Below are 16173 nucleotides of genomic sequence, written 5' to 3'. Positions count from 1 at the left end.
CGCTTTTCTTTTTTCTAAAAACTGAGCATTTTCAGAAGCGAGATAAGCCCATTTATTTAATGCCCTTCTTTTACAAGCCTTGAGAAAATTTGCGGATATTCCTTGACACGGGAACCAACAAAAAAATTAGCTTTAGCATCATATTTCGCTAATAAATCCAATACTTCAGGTGTATATTGCGGATGCCGACCATCATTAATATTAATGGAAGCGGGCTTTATACTGTCTAATGAACAATCACATAAATGACCGCGGAAGGGTAACTTTAAATGTTGAACCTTCGCCTAGATCCCCAGATACTTGAATCTTCCCATTATGAATATCGACAATTTGTTTTACAATCGATAACCCGAGTCCATTTCCTTTTACCGAAGGATCACGAGCTTTATCGACCTTATGGAATGGTTTAAAAATATCGGCATGCTCTTCTAACGGTATTCCAATCCCATTATCTGTAATAGAGACAATGCTATAATCACCTTTGATTATAGCTTCAATGCTAATCTTACCGTGAATCGGGGTGAATTTTATGGCATTACTCATTAAATTGGTCCACACTTGTTTGAGTTGGTCTTCATCCGCTTGAATGGTAATATTTTGAAGCTGTACGTCTATAAAAATTTCCTTCGCTTTCCATTGCGGCTCCAAATTGATAACAACCGTGCGGAGCTGTTCATCCAATCGAAAAGTACTTACACTCAATGGGTGCTGCTCCTGTTGTAAATAAGAAAGCTTAAGCAAATTTTGACTTAACCGGGATAACCTCTCACTCTCCTCTTCGATAATTGTCAAATAGCGGTTTTTGCTTTCCTCGCTCATTTTCATCTGTTTAAGTGCCTTGGAAAATCCTGAAATGGATGTTAAGGGTGATTGAATCTCATGTGAGACGTTGGTAACGAATGCTTGCCGCATTCGATCTAACTTAGAAATCTCATTAGCCATCTCTTTAAAACTTGTGCTTAACACGCCTATTTCATCCTTGCGCTTTGTCTGAATCTCAAAATCAAATTTTCCTTTTGCCATCCTCTTAGTTGCTTTCGTTAACTGAAGAATTGGATTGACAAGATATCGCGCAGCAATTAGAATGAGCAAACTACCTAAAAGTAAAATGATGACATACATAAGGTGAATAGAATTCATAATTTCATCGTCGACACTATTTTTCTCAACAGTTATAAATAATGCGTATGGCTCCTCATCTACCTGAAAAGGAAGGCCAATAATAGGAAGGTGATACTCTCCTGTAACTATATTGCGGGCAATGCCACCAGCAATGACCTGTTCAATATTTCTGTCTTCAACATGTATTGGCGTCTTATTCATGACAAGCAATGGCTTGCCTTCCTTATTATAAAGCTGGATATTAGTAGGAACAAACCCCGAGAAATTTTGCATGAATTCGGGCAAATCATCAGCAGAAGTTGCTGTCGACTGATAAATTTGGATCATTTTTTGACCGTTCTTGATCAAAGTTTCTTCTATCGAACTATGAATGCGCTTTTGATAGAGTAATGTAGTGCTAAAATAGGCGATAAACAAGCTCAATATAACGATTCCTACGAAGATGACTACAACGCGAGTATACAGTGACTTAATCCCGTTACACCTCCAACCGATAACCAAGTCCGCGGATTGTCACAATACGGAAATCAGAATCAAATTCAGCAAAACGTTCTCTAATACGCTTTATGTGCACATCCACCGTCCGCTCGTCACCTTCATAATCCATGCCCCATATCGTTTCAATTAAATGATTTCGTGTAAATAACTGTCCTGTATAGCTGCCCATTTTGTACAGCAATTCGAATTCTTTCATTGGAAGTGTTACCGTTTCCCCATTTTGGTAGATTACTTGATAATTCTTTCGATCTAATGTTATTTCTCCAAGTTTAATCACATTTGAAGTAGAAATACGATACCGCTTTAGCAAAGCCTTCACCCTCAAAACCAGCTCTACGGGATCAAATGGTTTAACTAAATAATCATCTGTTCCAAGTTTAAATCCTTTAATTCTATTCGATGCCTCGCCCTTCGCTGTCATCATCAAAATAGGGATATCCCCTAGTTCACGAAGCTGCTCACACAAAACCCATCCATCCATTTTAGGCATCATAATGTCCAAAATCACTAGATCAAGACTGGCTATATGGTTCTCAGCGTACTCCAAGGCTTCCTTGCCGTTCGATTTTTCGATAATTTCAAACCCTTCATTTTTAAGATATAAGCCTACCAGCTCGCGGATATGGGCTTCATCATCCACCACTAATATTTTGGGCAAATTTTAATCTCTCCTTTATGATCGATTCAACTGCAGATTCATTTCACCTGCTCACGTTCATTCCTGCTAGTATTTCTTCATACGGAAAATAGAGCGATAATTAAATATAGAGCCCCGACAGATTTATTTTTTGTTTTTTTCTTTTTCATTCGCTCATCTCCCCATTCTAAGTGATGAATTGTGGCTATTTTTGTTTAAATAAGAATCCCCTGAATAAAACAAATCTAATTTCAAATTTCAACTATAATCCACTCTATAAATTTTGGAATTAAGACAAAAAGCATGATGTATTATTTCCTACATTATAATATATTTTTTGGTAAGATTTGCAAAAATACTTTCCATACTTAAGATCACTTGAGATTTATTCGTCCTCTTCCGCATTACAGCCCGATTCTTAATTTCTAGCCCCTTTTGTTCTCATCGTACTTGAGTAACAAAAGGGGCTATGCTGGTATGACTAAGTTTAAATTGTTTTCGAAGTTGTTTCTTTCGATTTGTTGAATCTTTTGTCTTCGATGAATTTTTTGTCAATAAATAAAGCTAATAGTACAGAAAAGAATAAAACTAAGAGCATATTACTGTATGTTTCAAGAGGAAATGCACTCCCTTCAAGGATTAAATCGTCTGCACGGTATTCGAATCGTTTCACAGCATGATTAGCAGTCATAAGGTCCTCTTGCTTGGCTAAATCTTCTAGCGGCGCCGAGAAAACAAATCTATCCGGGGAATCACTGTGCATGTATAGAAGCTCACTCGCATGGCCGTTTTCTTTCAAGCGTTTCACTTCCTCCTTAGCCAGAGATTTCGCCTCAGTTCCTGTGATGATCATACGATCTAATTCAGGGACATTCGATGTTTGATATCTTGCAAGCAGATTAAGATGATGTTTTGTTATAATCGGCTGTTCCGTATTGGAAACTGTTAAGACTTTGGTCGTACCAGTGTCTGCATACGTATCAAAAATCGATGACAAAGCCATTTCCTCCATACCGTTGTACAGCAGCACGCCTGTTTTTGTCTTATTCCACTGAAAGGCATAATTTAGAACATATGTTGCAAAGCGCAAATCAATTGAATATGGATCTACGGTTGGATTTTGCACAAAGTGGTAAGTTGGATATTTTACTTCTTTCGCCACTTTTTCGGCCATTGAATCTCCTAGTTTTTGTTTGATGACATAGAGAACAGCATCGAATCCTCCCGTTTGACCACCAGAGGTAACGATGTTTCCTTCATCAACATACCGTTGATTTCCTTTCCAACTAGTGTCGGGATACAGTTTTTTCATTCCATCAATCGCTTGCCAGTGTGTCGTAGCTGTCTTCCCTTTTAACAAACCCGCATCAGCAAGATTCCATGCTCCGCCACATATGCTTACTAAAGTAGTTGCAGAATGTTGTTGTAACCATTCACGTACCGGTTGATATTTCTTTTCATCGACAAAAGGAATATAAGGGATTACGATAATATCGGGACTTTTCCCTAATAATTGATCCAATTCATTAAAAGTGTAATGCGGGATCACTTCCAGTCCGCCCGATAATGACTTCAAATCATTATCAGGGGCAACAGCGTATACATTATATTCGGCAGTCATCGCAAATAATTCGTACGGAATCAGAAAATCAAATACTTCAGTCGTAGTTGATGCATCCCCCAACATGACTGCCACTGTAGGTTTCTTCGGATTATGTTCAGGAATTTCAACTTTTTGATAAGATGGATACGGCTCATCATAAACAGAACCATAAAAATCATTGTAGGAACGGGAATACCCAACCCATCCGACTACACCGACAATCAGTACAAAAGTACATAAATAAACTACTAAGCGTAATAATAATCTCTTCATACTTCTTTCCTCCTAGAAAAATTCAGATTAGCTTTCTTAAGAAATACAATAAAGCAGTTTTGTGAACTCAATATGAATGGATGAAAAATAAAAAAACTGATTTCAAAGAGGTAACCATTGGCTATCTCTTTAGAATCAGTTCCTTTGTCTTTAAGCTTAAGTGAAGCTTTCCATCATACGGTTTCTGATATGCTTTTCTTTCAGTTAAGGCTTTGTTAAAACAATATTATTGATTGACACGCCGGTTCAATATACCTTCCGAGAAGCAGTTCTTATTGGTGCCTTTTTTGGGATGGATTTCGTTTCTTAAAAGGAACTTGATCAATCTGTGGTTAGCCCATGCACGAAGGAAATGCGATAGCATTTTCGAGGAGTCTCGCACCTTCCTCTCCATTCAACTTACAAAACCTATTTATAAACCACAGTCTTTTAATAAAACTCCAACTTTATAGCACCAGACTAATCATCGCTATCCAGCCACGTATATAAATTTACTTTATGACAAAAAATAAGAAAAAACGGTTGAGGTGTTAGGTATGGGATTATTGAACGCTTTTAATGAATGGAGGGCTACAAGATATGAAAACCATGTTTCTCAAATGAAAGAAGCAAATAAATGCCCTGAATGTTACGGTAGAGGATTTTTAAACTATCCCTCGAATGAATATTCTTTTCATACAAATCATTTTGATTGTCCTGGCTGCAATGGAAGTGGGAACTATTCTGATTGGTCCGATTTAAAATAAAGTATAACCTTATTTATTAAGACTGTGTTCACAGACTTTGTTGTTTTTATTGGCTAATCCCGTTCAAAGTCGAATACCGAAAATTCTGAAAGCACGGGACTGGACCGGAAAAAAGCTATTCGTGCCCGATACTGTTCAAAAAGTCATTTCACGGGAACGAATCTGGGCTTTACGTGCCAAATCGTAGCTTGCCCTTCTAAATAAATTCATGATCAAGCTTCGCTAGCCCCTATACTGCTAAAAAATCAGGCAGCATGGACCCTTTAAGGATCTGGCTGCCTGATTTTAGTTACTCCAAATATTTTAAGATATTTTCATTTATTCGAGATCGATGCAACCGATTTTTCAATGTTATGAAATACTTTTTAATTCCTCAGTTAAGCGCAGGAACTCTTCCTTGTTTCTGTCACTTAATGTCTGGTCAATTTCCATTTTAAGTTTCTCTCTCCGGTATGCTTGCAAGGCGTTGTTTAAAATTTTTTCCGCAATTTGGGAATCCAAATTTTCTTCAGGTTGATGGGGTGAGTTAAGCAAATATTTTTTCACTAAAAATCAACTCCTTGACCTTTTTTCTATTATAACAGCTGTTTTCTGATAATTCAATCATTATTTTATATAAAAAACAACAGGTATAAAAGAAAGAAAAAAGTAGTGCGATTTCACCAACCGAAATGCACTACATTTATTTATTGTTTTAGGTCCTCGAAAGAGTTATGAAATCATAAGGATGGGGATTATGATGGAATGATTTTATTTGCAATTTCATTCCATGTTAGTGGGTGATCCGTCGGTATAGGTGGAGCGCCAGCGATCTTCTGGTTAAGGGGCATAACTGGTTCCAAAAAGGTACTTTCTACGTTTGAACTTGAGAAAAAGCCGATTACTTTTAGCGTTCCTATCCCGATATTGCGTACATTATGCGGGATCATAATTGGAATTATTGCCATTTCATTTTTTATTAACTGGCCAACTTCTTCTCCTAGAGATAATTCGGCATTTCCTTGAAGAATAAGAATGATCTCTTCGGCACTATCGGTATGAGTTCCAAGTGAATGCCCTGGCTCAAGTTCAAAATAAACAACCGATGAATTTTCAGTACCCGTTGCATTATAAAATGGAAAAGCAACTTTTCGATGACTAAGCGGCTCTTTTTCGAGCCACCCCTCTAACATTCGAAGTTGAGTTAAATTAACAGTTATCATGTTTCTCCCCATTCCATCATTTTTTTCTTCCCTAATTAAATATATTCCTTGTCACGTATAAGATTACCAGCCAATTATTCTATTTATAAAAAAAAATAACGATTGATAGTATAAAACTATCAATCGTTATTTAATGACAGAAAATAATTGTCAGTTCACCCCTAAAGTTTCTTAGGAAATATGAACACTACTTAAACTAGATTTTCATAATTCCCCCGGTACTTGCGGACGTTACAAGTTTAGAATAGCGTGCTAAATAACCAGTTTTTACTTTTGGTTCGAACCCTTTCCAATTGGCTTTCCGATTTTCCCATTCTTCTTCAGATACTTGAACATCCATCGTACGTGCCTCAATATCGATGATAATATGGTCTCCATTCTGAACAAATGCGAGTGGTCCGCCCTCAGCTGCCTCCGGTGAAGCATGACCGATAGACAAGCCGCGGGAAGCGCCGGAGAAACGGCCGTCCGTAACGAGTGCTACTTTTGGACCTAATCCCATCCCTACGATTTGTGATGTTGGTGCAAGCATTTCTGGCATGCCTGGTCCACCTTTTGGTCCTTCGTAGCGGATGATCACAACATGTCCTGCTTCTACTTTTTTGTTAATAATCCCGTTTAGTGCCTCTTCCTGTGAGTCAAAAACGATCGCTGGACCTTCATGGCGTGTAATGCCATCTTGCACACCACCCGTTTTAATGATGGCGCCATCCGGAGCTAAGTTGCCGAATAGAACAGCTAAGCCACCTGTATGCGTATGCGGTTTATCAATTGGATAGATGACGTTGTGGTCTTCAATTTCTCTTCCAGCCACATTTTCACCCAATGTTTTCGCAGTTACCGTCATGACATCAAGATGCAGAGCGCCTGGTTTTTTGGCTAATTCATTTAAAACAGCAGAAACCCCGCCTGCCATGTGCAAGTCTTCAATATGCCAATCAGAAGCCGGCGCAAGCTTAGCTAATTGTGGTACGCGAGATGCGACCTCATTGATTCGCTCAAGCGGGTATGTAATACCGGCTTCGTTTGCAAGTGCCAATGTGTGAAGAACTGTATTTGTAGAACCTCCAAGTGCCATATCAAGAGCAAATGCGTTATCAATCGCTTTTTCCGTTACGATGTCAAGCGGTTTGATATCTAGCTTAATTAACTCCATAAGCTGTTTCGCACTTTCTTTTACAAAATCTTTACGCTCTGGCGCCGTTGCCAGAATTGTCCCATTCCCAGGCAGGGCAAGTCCTAAAGCTTCCGCTAAACAGTTCATTGAATTAGCTGTGAACATGCCTGAACATGACCCACATGTAGGGCAACCGAACTGTTCTAGTTCTTGTAACTGATCTCCATCAATTTTACCTGCTTGGTATGCACCTACCCCTTCAAATACGGAAGATAATGAGATCTTTTTGCCATCACTCGTGCGTCCTGCTTCCATCGGACCACCGCTGACAAAAACGGTTGGAATGTTTAAACGCATTGCAGCCATCATCATTCCCGGTGTAATTTTGTCACAATTCGGAATACAAACCATACCATCGAACCAGTGGGCAGCTACGACTGTTTCTACTGAATCTGCAATGATCTCACGGCTTGGTAATGAGTAGCGCATCCCGATATGTCCCATCGCAATCCCGTCGTCCACACCAATCGTGTTAAATTCGAATGGAACTCCACCTGCTTCACGAATTGCCTCTTTTACCAATTTTCCGAATTCTTGCAAGTGGACATGACCTGGAACAATATCAATATATGAATTACAAACCGCGATAAACGGCTTGTCGAAATCTTCCTCTTTCACTCCTGCAGCTCGTAAAAGACTACGATGCGGCGCACGATCAAATCCCTTTTTAATCATATTACTGCGTAATTCAGCCATTATGAAACCTCCACAAATAGTTTTTAAAATATTCTATTTTCTTATTCTATCATTTTTTTATCGAAAATGGATAAATAAAATATTTTTTCCATGAACTGTCCAAACATTGTAAACGCTTCACTACCTATTGCTAGTGGAAAAAACAAAGATAAAAATTATTTAAAAATAACAAAAGGCTGTTTTCGCATATATTGTTTGCGTATAAAGTTTGCCCGTTGATTTCCGCTACGGGCACTTGCTTTCCGCGGGGAGGGACGGGAGCCTCCTCGGCGTTACCGCCTGTGGGGTCTCCCGTTCCCTCTATCTCCCGCTGGATACTGAATTTACATCCTTGAATCTGCCCACGCACGAAGGAAAAGCGATAGCATTTTCGAGGAGTCAAGTGCCCTCCGCTCCAATCAACTCAGATTTTTATAAAAAAATCATTCGAATAAAACATCAAAGGTTACGGAAAACAGCCTAAATGAAATAACCCTCCAATGGTGTTATGAACTAGGATTTAAATCTGTAATAAGAGGCTTTATGAGGTCGGATTAAGCATTTAATCGTGGTGGCTATGCCGACTCAATTTTTTCAATTATTCCCCATCGCCCTCAGCAGGCATTTTGTCCCTATCTTTATACAGCACTTCAGTTATTAATAACGTATGGTTGTTTGCCAGGGACAATTCTTCCCCAGATTCGAGATAACGGATATAGGGCCTTTGCATACTGCCCAATATTTTCGTCACGATTGCTTCTCTCCCATTGTTTAATAGCACCCGAGTACCGGGAATATAAGAAGGCACTTCTTGAACAAATAGTTGAACAAGTTCATTACTGAAACTCGTGCCAGCTTGTGTCATAATGTATTCCATCGCTATATGCGGAGGCATGGCGTCATGCGATAATAGATTATCATACATGTTCGCAATGGAGCAGATTTGGGCAAACTCATGTATTTGGTCTGCTGACATCCCTCGCGGAAACCCGGTTCCATCTGTCTTTTCATGATGCTGATAAGCTATATGTGCAGATATTAAGCTGATTTCCCTGATTTTCCGCAGAAACTCAAACCCTGATACAGGATGATCTTCTGCACCTTTAATCACCTTGCCAATATCATGAAGCAATGCCCCCATAGCGACCTCTTTTAACTGACTGGGCGGAATGAACTTCTTTTTGGCCAGTTGCAAGGATAATAAGGCTACATTCACCGCATGAGCATAACCTTGCAATTCTTCATGAAGGGATGTTGTAGGAAAGAGTATAATTGCCTTCCTTTTTGTTACTTCGTTCACTAGATTGGCAACAAGTCTTTCGAGTGTAATAACTGGTATGTTTCCATTTTGGGCAGCATCTTGAAAAGCCTCTTGAACGGTTTCAATCGCCTCTATCCAAGAAGATGCATCCACAATTTCATCCATAGAAATCCCCTTTGAAATGGCATCCTCTACGAATAGATAACGAACCCCGACTGCCTCAAGTCTTTTTAAGTATGTTGGATGAATGGTTCTTCCAGCAGCAAGCAATACCCGCCGTTGCCTATCTAAAACAGGCCTGGCTAACTGCATAAGTTTCGGATGATATTCGTCTATAGTTATCAGTCTCATGTGTTTCTCCTCTTTGCAGTATTTTCTTTAGTATACAATTACATTTAGGGGCTGTCATGCATCAAAAAAACAGCTATTCCCCAAGCTCCGAGTGAACAAATTTCCGCCTCTGAATATAAAACAGCCTTATGCTTAAAAAAATCCCAGCCGCTAACAGGCCAACCGTTAACCCGATCCAATAGCCTGAAGCGCCTATATTTGTTTGATTGGCTAAAATATATCCAAGTGGCAAACAAATGAGCCAATAGGCGATAAGGGTGACAATGAACGAAATATTGACATCTTTATACCCTCTTAACGCTGCTTGTGCTGTTGCTTGAATGGCATCAGAGATCTGGAAAAACAGTGCGTAGATAAGGAAATGCGCAGTTAATGTAATAACGGACGCCTCGTTTGAATAAAAACCGGCCACTTCATAGCGAAAAAGAACAACGAGCAGTCCGGTAACGAGAGCGATGACGATCGAAAGATAAATCCCCAGCCAACTGTATGTTTTTGCATCCTTATATCGCCCTGCTCCAACCTCAAACCCAACGAGAACAGTCTGAGCCATGGAAATACTGATAGGGATCATATATAGGAAGGATACGATATTTAATGCTGATTGATAGGCAGCAATCGTGGCGATATTAAACTTACTTAAAAGGATCGTTACGACGGCAAACATACTCGTTTCAAAAAAGGTCGAAAGCCCCATTGGGACGCCAATTTTTAAAATTTCCTTACATCTGGCGAACGAAAACTCTTGCAAATTGGAAAACACCTTAAATGATGAAAATGGTTCATGTTTTTTAATAATAAACGCTGTCATTCCCGCTATTAGCCAATAAGTAATTGAGGTCGCATACCCTGCTCCTGCCCCACCGAGCTCAGGGAATCCAAAATGCCCAAATATCAGCACATAGTTTAAAAAGAAATTGAATGGCAATGAAATAAGTAAGATGACCATGACTACACGTGTTTTTCCAAGTGCATATATAAACGATCTTAATACGTTAAAAATAAAGAGTGGAATAATTCCAAAGCTCAGGCCTGCCAAATAATCAAATGCCGTACCGTGAACACTTGATGGCAAGTTCATTTGATTTAACAATGGGTTTAAAAAGAAGAATCCTAGAATGATCACCAATATCGCAATCAAGAAAGCTAAATAAATTCCGCTTTTTACAATAGAAGTAACTTCCCGCCCCTTCTTTTCTCCAAAACACTGGGCTGCAATCGGAGATACAGCAAGGAGAATGGCACTTAATCCGGTAAAGATCGGATTCCAAATCGATGAGCCGATTGCCACACCTGCGAGGTCGGACGGATTGTATTTCCCTGACATGATCGTATTGAAAAACACCATTGAAAACATCCCAAGCTGTGTGATTAATATCGGAATTAATAAGATGAAAACTTGCTTGATTTTTTCATTTAAAGAATATGTTTGGTTCATTAATAGTTACTCCTTGATTTGGTAATGAGAGCAAAGTTAACATCATATAGATTAAGTTTAAGACCCTCTCCTAATCATACACATTCACAGACTCATAACAAACAAAAATCGATTTTCCTTTATCGTTTTAAACAATGCGAGATACGGATTAAGGGTACTTTACGGTTACCCGCGGAAAAAATTATTTGCTAGACTTTTCAAACTGCCTTATGATAGTAACAATATTAAAAAACCAATTCTCTTACATTAGTAAAATACGATTTAATCAATAAGGAGACCACATATGACCACTTTTGTAAATGAACGTAACGGTGTTTTTCCATCTGTTTGCTCTCTTGATTGTCCTGATCAATGCGGTTTACTCCTGCATAAGGAAGACGGAAAAATTGTAAAAATAGATGGGGATCCGAATCACCCCGTGACAAAAGGAAATATTTGCAACAAAGTTCGGAATATGACGGCACGTATTTATGATGAAAAGCGTTTGCAATTTCCAATGAAACGTATTGGGGCCAAAGGAGAAGGAAAGTTTGAGCGAATTAGCTGGAAGGAAGCCATCGAAACAATTACTACTCGTTGGAAAGAGCTAATCCAAACAGATGGACCAGAAAGTATTCTCCCATATAGTTTTTATGGAAACATGGGGAGACTGAGTGCAGAAGGAATGGATCGGCGTTTTTTCCATCGACTTGGCGCTTCACAACTAGACCGGACCATCTGCCAATCAGCCGGAACCGTCGGCTACAACTATACGATGGGCGGAAGTCTCGGTATTGACCCAGAAGATACTATTCATTCAAAATTGATCATTTTTTGGGGAGTTAATGCCGTCAGCACAAATATGCATCAAGTAGCACTTGCCCAAAAAGCACGGAAAAATGGAGCGAAGATCGTCGTCATCGATGTCCACAAAAACCAAACGGGAAGACTAGCCGATTGGTTTATTCCGATTTTGCCAGGCACCGATACGGCTCTCGCACTTGGGATGATGCATATTTTATTTGCAGAGAACATGGTGGATTCAGCTTTTTTAGAACAATATACGGTCGGCCGCGAAGAACTTCGTGAGCATGTCATACAGTACGACCCTGTCACTGTTTCTGGCATTACCGGTGTGCCTGTGGAAGATATTTATAAGTTGGCACGGATGTATGGACAAACGCCCCCTTCCTATATTCGGATCGGGAACGGACCCCAGCATCACGATAACGGCGGCATGTGCATTCGTACCATTTCATGTCTTCCTGCCTTAACTGGTCAATGGCTAGTCAAAGGCGGCGGTGCAATCAAGGGAAATTCGGGCTATTTAGCTATTAATACAGCAAATTTACAGCGTCCAGATTTACTGCAAAATAAACAAACGCGCGTCATTAACATGAATTTACTCGGCAATGCATTACTTGAATTAGATCCACCCGTAAAATCATTGTATGTGTATAGCAGTAACCCTGCGGTTGTTGTCCCAGAAGGCAATAAAGTCCGAAAAGGTTTAGAGCGGGAAGATTTATTTATTGTCGTGCATGATTTATTTTTAACAGAAACGGCAAAATACGCAGATATAATCTTGCCAGCCACATCATCCTATGAAAATACTGATCTCTACACTTCATACTGGCATCATTATATGCAAATTCAGCAGCCCGTCATCGAAAGATTCGGAGAGTCTAAATCAAATACGGATGTTTTCCGATTACTGGCAAGGGCAATGGGCTACGATGAACCTGCTTTTGCCGAGACGGATGAAGAAATGATCGCATCGGCAATCGATAATCCGAAAAACCCTTATCTAGCTGGATTTAATTATGAGGATTTGGCTGATCAGCAATATTTAAAATCAAACATAAAACCATTGTTTCCTGGAAAACTTTCGACACCGAGCGGGAAAATTGAGTTGTATTCAGAAAAAATGAAAGAGGATGGGCACCCAGCGTTGCCAACCTATATTCCATTAGTGCATGACGGAGATTTTCCATTTTTGTTTATCCCGGCACCTAATCATAATTTCTTAAACTCAACCTTTTCAAACAATCAGAAACACACCTCCCTCGAAAAGGAGCCTCGATTACACATGAATCTTGAGGATGCATCATCAGCAGGCATTGCGGATGGGGATCATGTTCGAGTGTGGAATCATCGCGGAGAATGTGAGCTAAAAGTGTCAGTCGGGGAAAGTGTTCTTCCTGGTGTCGTTGTTTCGCAAGGGCTTTGGGCAGATACACAAGGAACAAAACAGCTAGTCAACTCCCTATCCCCTGATCGAATCGCCGACATGGGAGGCGGAGCGACATTCTTTTCGGGACGTGTCGGTGTGGAGAAAATACGGTAACACATCCATTTTGCCGAAAAAACGTACTGGAACAAATCACTAAACTTTTTAAACCCGATTTCCGGCTTCTGATCTCAGATAGTTGAAATTTTTCCACCTTGACGTACAAAAAGAGCCTGATTCCTCGGATGCATTTATGTAACCTGGGAATCGGGCTCTAATCTTATTTAATCTTAAACTGCTTTAGCATTTCTTGTAAATCATTACTTAAATTTAATAGTTCAATGGCATTTCGAGAGATTTGCACCGCACCTGCAGCCTGTTGTTCACTGGAGGCGCTGACCTCTTCAGCTCCAGCGGAAGACTGTTCCGTTACGGCCGAAATACTTTCCATGTCATCTGTGATACTAATCCTTATCTTAACTGATTAATCCGGTACCAATAGAAAGCGCTTTCAATCTATCGATATGTATCCTGAAAGCGTCATCAAGCATCGTCTGAGTGTTTTCTAAATGAATGAAAGATAATTCTTCAAAGTTTGCCTCTAAAAATTCTTTTGCCTTATTATGATTCATCCAAGCAACCAAAACTAAAGAAATATAAATAATTGGCACGATAACAACTAATAATTTTGACTTAATACTCCTCATTTCGCTCTTCTCCTTTTATCGTTTGGATAGGGCGGGAAATTTATCAGAAGCAACTTCCCCCCCTGTTAGACGGAGATAGGTCGTTTCGAAATCCTTACTCGGGAGGGGCTCACTCACGTAATAGCCCTGGATTTCATCACATCCTATTTCTTCGAGGATTTCAATGACTTCTTGTGTTTCAATGCCTTCTGCTACCACTTTTAAATTTAATTCATGGGCGATATATGTAATCGCTCTCACAATTGCGATGTTATCCCTGTTTTTTGTAACCTCTTGAATGAAACTGCGATCAATTTTGAGTGCATGAATTGGCAGCTTTCTTAAATAGTTTAGGGAAGAATATCCTTTCCCAAAATCATCAATGGCCACTGTAACGCCCATTTCCCTTAATTTATTTAAACAAGTAATACATTCTTCTGTATTATCAATAAAACTGCTTTCCGTAATTTCCACTTCTAATAAATTGGGTTCAAGGCCTGTTTTTTCTAACACCTTCTGAACGACATGATGAAAATTAGGAAGGCGAAAATGAAGAGGTGAAATGTTAACTGCCACTCGGATTGGAGAGGAAAAATGCTTATGATTCCATTCTTTATTTTGCTGACAAGCTCTTTCCATTACCCATTTATCAAGCTCAATGATAAAGCCGCACTCCTCAGCAATTGGGATAAACTTATCTGGAGGCACATTGCCAAGCAAAGGGCTATTCCATCGTAATAAAGCCTCCATCCCATTTATTTCTCTTGTAAACAAGTTCACCTTCGGTTGAAAATATAAGTCTAGCTCATTATTATCGATGGCTTTTCTCAAATGATGTTCAATCAAAAGAACTTCCTTCTCTGACTCATTCATTGCCGGTTCATAAATTTCAAATGAATTTCGGCCATTCGTTTTAGCAGCATACATGGCGGCATCTGCATTTTTTAATAAAGAATCTTGGTTTTCGCCATGATCCGGATAGAGACTAATGCCGATACTGCAAGTTATATATACTTCCAGATTAGGAGGCAAAATAATCGCTTTTTTAAAGATTGATAAAATCTGATTCGCAAAAGTGGAAATCATTTTTTTATCAATGTTTGGAAAGATGATAATAAACTCATCTCCCGCCAATCGATAAATAGTTCCTATTGCCCCAACCGCTTTTCTTAAAAGATAGGAAACTTCTTTAATAAGTTGATCGCCAACAGTATGACCTAAGGAATCATTTATTTGTTTAAAACGATCCAAATCAAGAAAAAACAGCGCTATTTGCCGATTGGTTTTACGGCTATCTTCAAATAAGTGATCTAAATCACCACAAAGTTTCCTTCGATTTGGTAAACTTGTCAGTAAATCATGATAGGCCATAAACTCTACTTCACCTTGAACTTTGTGCAGCTCAGAAATATCATTTATACAACCAATTACCTCAACCACTTTGTCTTCACGAAAAATGGGTGATAGATATGTGAACAGTTGTCTTTCCTGATAAGGATAGTTGTAAGAAATAGGTTGTCCTAAGAAGGCTTGTTCATATTTACATACTAGCATATTAGCTAAGTCATTTGGAAATACGTCATGAGGACTTTTGTTATTCATTTTTTCATTTGCTAAATCTAATTCTTCAGCTAATTTGCCAGTAACTAGTTTATAAGTAAATAACCCTTTGTAATTTCTCTCTATTTTAAAAATGAGATTGTGCATGGAGTTTACAACATGTCGAAAATCATTTTGTAGGGCCGTTACTAATTTTTCTTGTGCTAACTTCCCTTCTGATATATCTGTCCTAATGGCAATATGCATGAAAGGTAAACCTGTTTTATCCTTTAACGGGACAATTGTCGTTTTAACCCAGTAAAATGTCCCATCCTTTGCCCTATTTTTAACCTCTCCTTCCCAAACTCTACTTTTCTTAATAGATTCCCACATATTTTGAAAAAATGATTTATCATGAAAACCAGAGTTTAAGATACGGTGGTCTTTTCCGATTAGCTCAGCACGGCTATACTTAGATAATTCACAAAATTTATCATTTGCATAAATAATTTTTCCAGCCGTGTCAGTGGCGGCAACAATAACAGAAACATCCAATGCGTATTTCAAATTGGAGAAATCCTCTATAAGATTGCCAATTTGTTGAATGCCATCTTCTAGCTCTATTAGATTCTTGTCATTCGCACTTCCCTTTCGAATTAGCTCCTGCAATGAATTAATCCATGGCTGTACGCGATTTTTATCAAACATTTCAGCCATTTTCTCACTCCTTTTTCAATGTGAAGACTTAGATAAAAA

General features: G+C 39.0%; 13 protein-coding genes. 1 reads left to right on the top strand and 12 read right to left on the bottom strand.

Going from position 1 to position 16173, the window contains the following annotated elements; translation table 11 throughout:
• Window positions 1–56 precede the first annotated feature (56 nt).
• The 9 genes from BGM26_RS21790 to BGM26_RS03670 all read right to left on the bottom strand — a co-directional run bounded on the left by BGM26_RS21790 (window position 57) and on the right by BGM26_RS03670 (window position 10983).
• Window positions 57–206 carry a polysaccharide deacetylase family protein gene (locus BGM26_RS21790; protein ID WP_367949318.1) on the bottom strand — a complete coding sequence of 50 codons (150 nt, stop codon included), beginning with the start codon at window positions 204–206 and terminating at the stop codon, window positions 57–59.
• 31 nt (window positions 207–237) lie between these two features.
• Window positions 238–1545, bottom strand: a complete 1308-nt coding sequence (locus BGM26_RS03705; RefSeq protein WP_254118968.1) for a HAMP domain-containing sensor histidine kinase — start codon at window positions 1543–1545, stop codon at window positions 238–240.
• Window positions 1546–1600: 55 nt separating this feature from the next.
• Complete coding sequence (locus BGM26_RS03700; protein ID WP_217038392.1) at window positions 1601–2278, bottom strand: response regulator transcription factor; 678 nt, start codon at window positions 2276–2278, stop codon at window positions 1601–1603.
• 466 nt (window positions 2279–2744) lie between these two features.
• The gene (locus BGM26_RS03695) at window positions 2745–4133 is read right to left on the bottom strand and encodes a DJ-1/PfpI family protein (RefSeq protein ID WP_217038391.1); all 1389 of its coding nucleotides are present in this window, start codon (window positions 4131–4133) and stop codon (window positions 2745–2747) included.
• 1097 nt (window positions 4134–5230) lie between these two features.
• Window positions 5231–5425, bottom strand: coding sequence for an IDEAL domain-containing protein (locus BGM26_RS03690; RefSeq protein ID WP_217038390.1), 195 nt, complete (start codon window positions 5423–5425; stop codon window positions 5231–5233).
• A 188-nt stretch (window positions 5426–5613) separates the two neighbouring features.
• On the bottom strand, window positions 5614–6081 hold the full coding sequence (locus BGM26_RS03685; protein WP_217038389.1) for a cupin domain-containing protein: 468 nt from the start codon (window positions 6079–6081) through the stop codon (window positions 5614–5616).
• A 196-nt stretch (window positions 6082–6277) separates the two neighbouring features.
• A complete protein-coding gene (ilvD, locus tag BGM26_RS03680) occupies window positions 6278–7954 on the bottom strand; it encodes a dihydroxy-acid dehydratase (protein WP_217038388.1) in 1677 nt (558 codons plus the stop codon).
• A 577-nt stretch (window positions 7955–8531) separates the two neighbouring features.
• Window positions 8532–9545 (bottom strand): HD-GYP domain-containing protein, encoded by a 1014-nt coding sequence (locus BGM26_RS03675; RefSeq protein WP_217038387.1) that lies wholly within the window; start codon window positions 9543–9545, stop codon window positions 8532–8534.
• 73 nt (window positions 9546–9618) lie between these two features.
• Window positions 9619–10983, bottom strand: coding sequence for an MATE family efflux transporter (locus tag BGM26_RS03670; RefSeq protein WP_217038386.1), 1365 nt, complete (start codon window positions 10981–10983; stop codon window positions 9619–9621).
• Between the two features lie 283 nt (window positions 10984–11266).
• Between BGM26_RS03670 and BGM26_RS03665 the strand changes: the two genes are divergently transcribed.
• On the top strand, window positions 11267–13309 hold the full coding sequence (locus tag BGM26_RS03665; protein ID WP_217038385.1) for a molybdopterin oxidoreductase family protein: 2043 nt from the start codon (window positions 11267–11269) through the stop codon (window positions 13307–13309).
• Between the two features lie 163 nt (window positions 13310–13472).
• On the opposite strand, the gene BGM26_RS03660 is transcribed toward BGM26_RS03665, so the two are convergent.
• From BGM26_RS03660 to BGM26_RS03650, 3 genes are read right to left on the bottom strand one after another with little or no spacing between them, the layout of a single operon-like run.
• A complete protein-coding gene (locus BGM26_RS03660) occupies window positions 13473–13643 on the bottom strand; it encodes a hypothetical protein (protein WP_217038384.1) in 171 nt (56 codons plus the stop codon).
• A 25-nt stretch (window positions 13644–13668) separates the two neighbouring features.
• Window positions 13669–13899, bottom strand: a complete 231-nt coding sequence (locus BGM26_RS03655) for a hypothetical protein (protein ID WP_217038383.1) — start codon at window positions 13897–13899, stop codon at window positions 13669–13671.
• Between the two features lie 15 nt (window positions 13900–13914).
• Window positions 13915–16134, bottom strand: coding sequence for a sensor domain-containing protein (locus tag BGM26_RS03650; protein WP_217038382.1), 2220 nt, complete (start codon window positions 16132–16134; stop codon window positions 13915–13917).
• Between the last annotated feature and the right edge of the window lie 39 nt (window positions 16135–16173).

The organism is Bacillus sp. FJAT-29790 (assembly GCF_019039215.1).
Classification (GTDB): domain Bacteria; phylum Bacillota; class Bacilli; order Bacillales; family Cytobacillaceae; genus Cytobacillus.
The sequence above is the reverse complement of the archived record's forward strand: the minus strand, read 5'-3'. Positions and strand labels throughout refer to the sequence as shown.

What these genes read in the sequence shown, in the direction of transcription:
- BGM26_RS03695 (WP_217038391.1), bottom strand. Translation starts at nt 4,133, where the DNA reads ATGAAGAGATTATTATTACGCTTAGTAGTTTATTTATGTACTTTTGTA.
- BGM26_RS03685 (WP_217038389.1), bottom strand. Translation starts at nt 6,081, where the DNA reads ATGATAACTGTTAATTTAACTCAACTTCGAATGTTAGAGGGGTGGCTC.
- ilvD (WP_217038388.1), bottom strand. Translation starts at nt 7,954, where the DNA reads ATGGCTGAATTACGCAGTAATATGATTAAAAAGGGATTTGATCGTGCG.
- BGM26_RS03675 (WP_217038387.1), bottom strand. Translation starts at nt 9,545, where the DNA reads ATGAGACTGATAACTATAGACGAATATCATCCGAAACTTATGCAGTTA.
- BGM26_RS03670 (WP_217038386.1), bottom strand. Translation starts at nt 10,983, where the DNA reads ATGAACCAAACATATTCTTTAAATGAAAAAATCAAGCAAGTTTTCATC.
- BGM26_RS03665 (WP_217038385.1), top strand. Translation starts at nt 11,267, where the DNA reads ATGACCACTTTTGTAAATGAACGTAACGGTGTTTTTCCATCTGTTTGC.
- BGM26_RS03660 (WP_217038384.1), bottom strand. Translation starts at nt 13,643, where the DNA reads ATGGAAAGTATTTCGGCCGTAACGGAACAGTCTTCCGCTGGAGCTGAA.
- BGM26_RS03655 (WP_217038383.1), bottom strand. Translation starts at nt 13,899, where the DNA reads ATGAGGAGTATTAAGTCAAAATTATTAGTTGTTATCGTGCCAATTATT.
- BGM26_RS03650 (WP_217038382.1), bottom strand. Translation starts at nt 16,134, where the DNA reads ATGGCTGAAATGTTTGATAAAAATCGCGTACAGCCATGGATTAATTCA.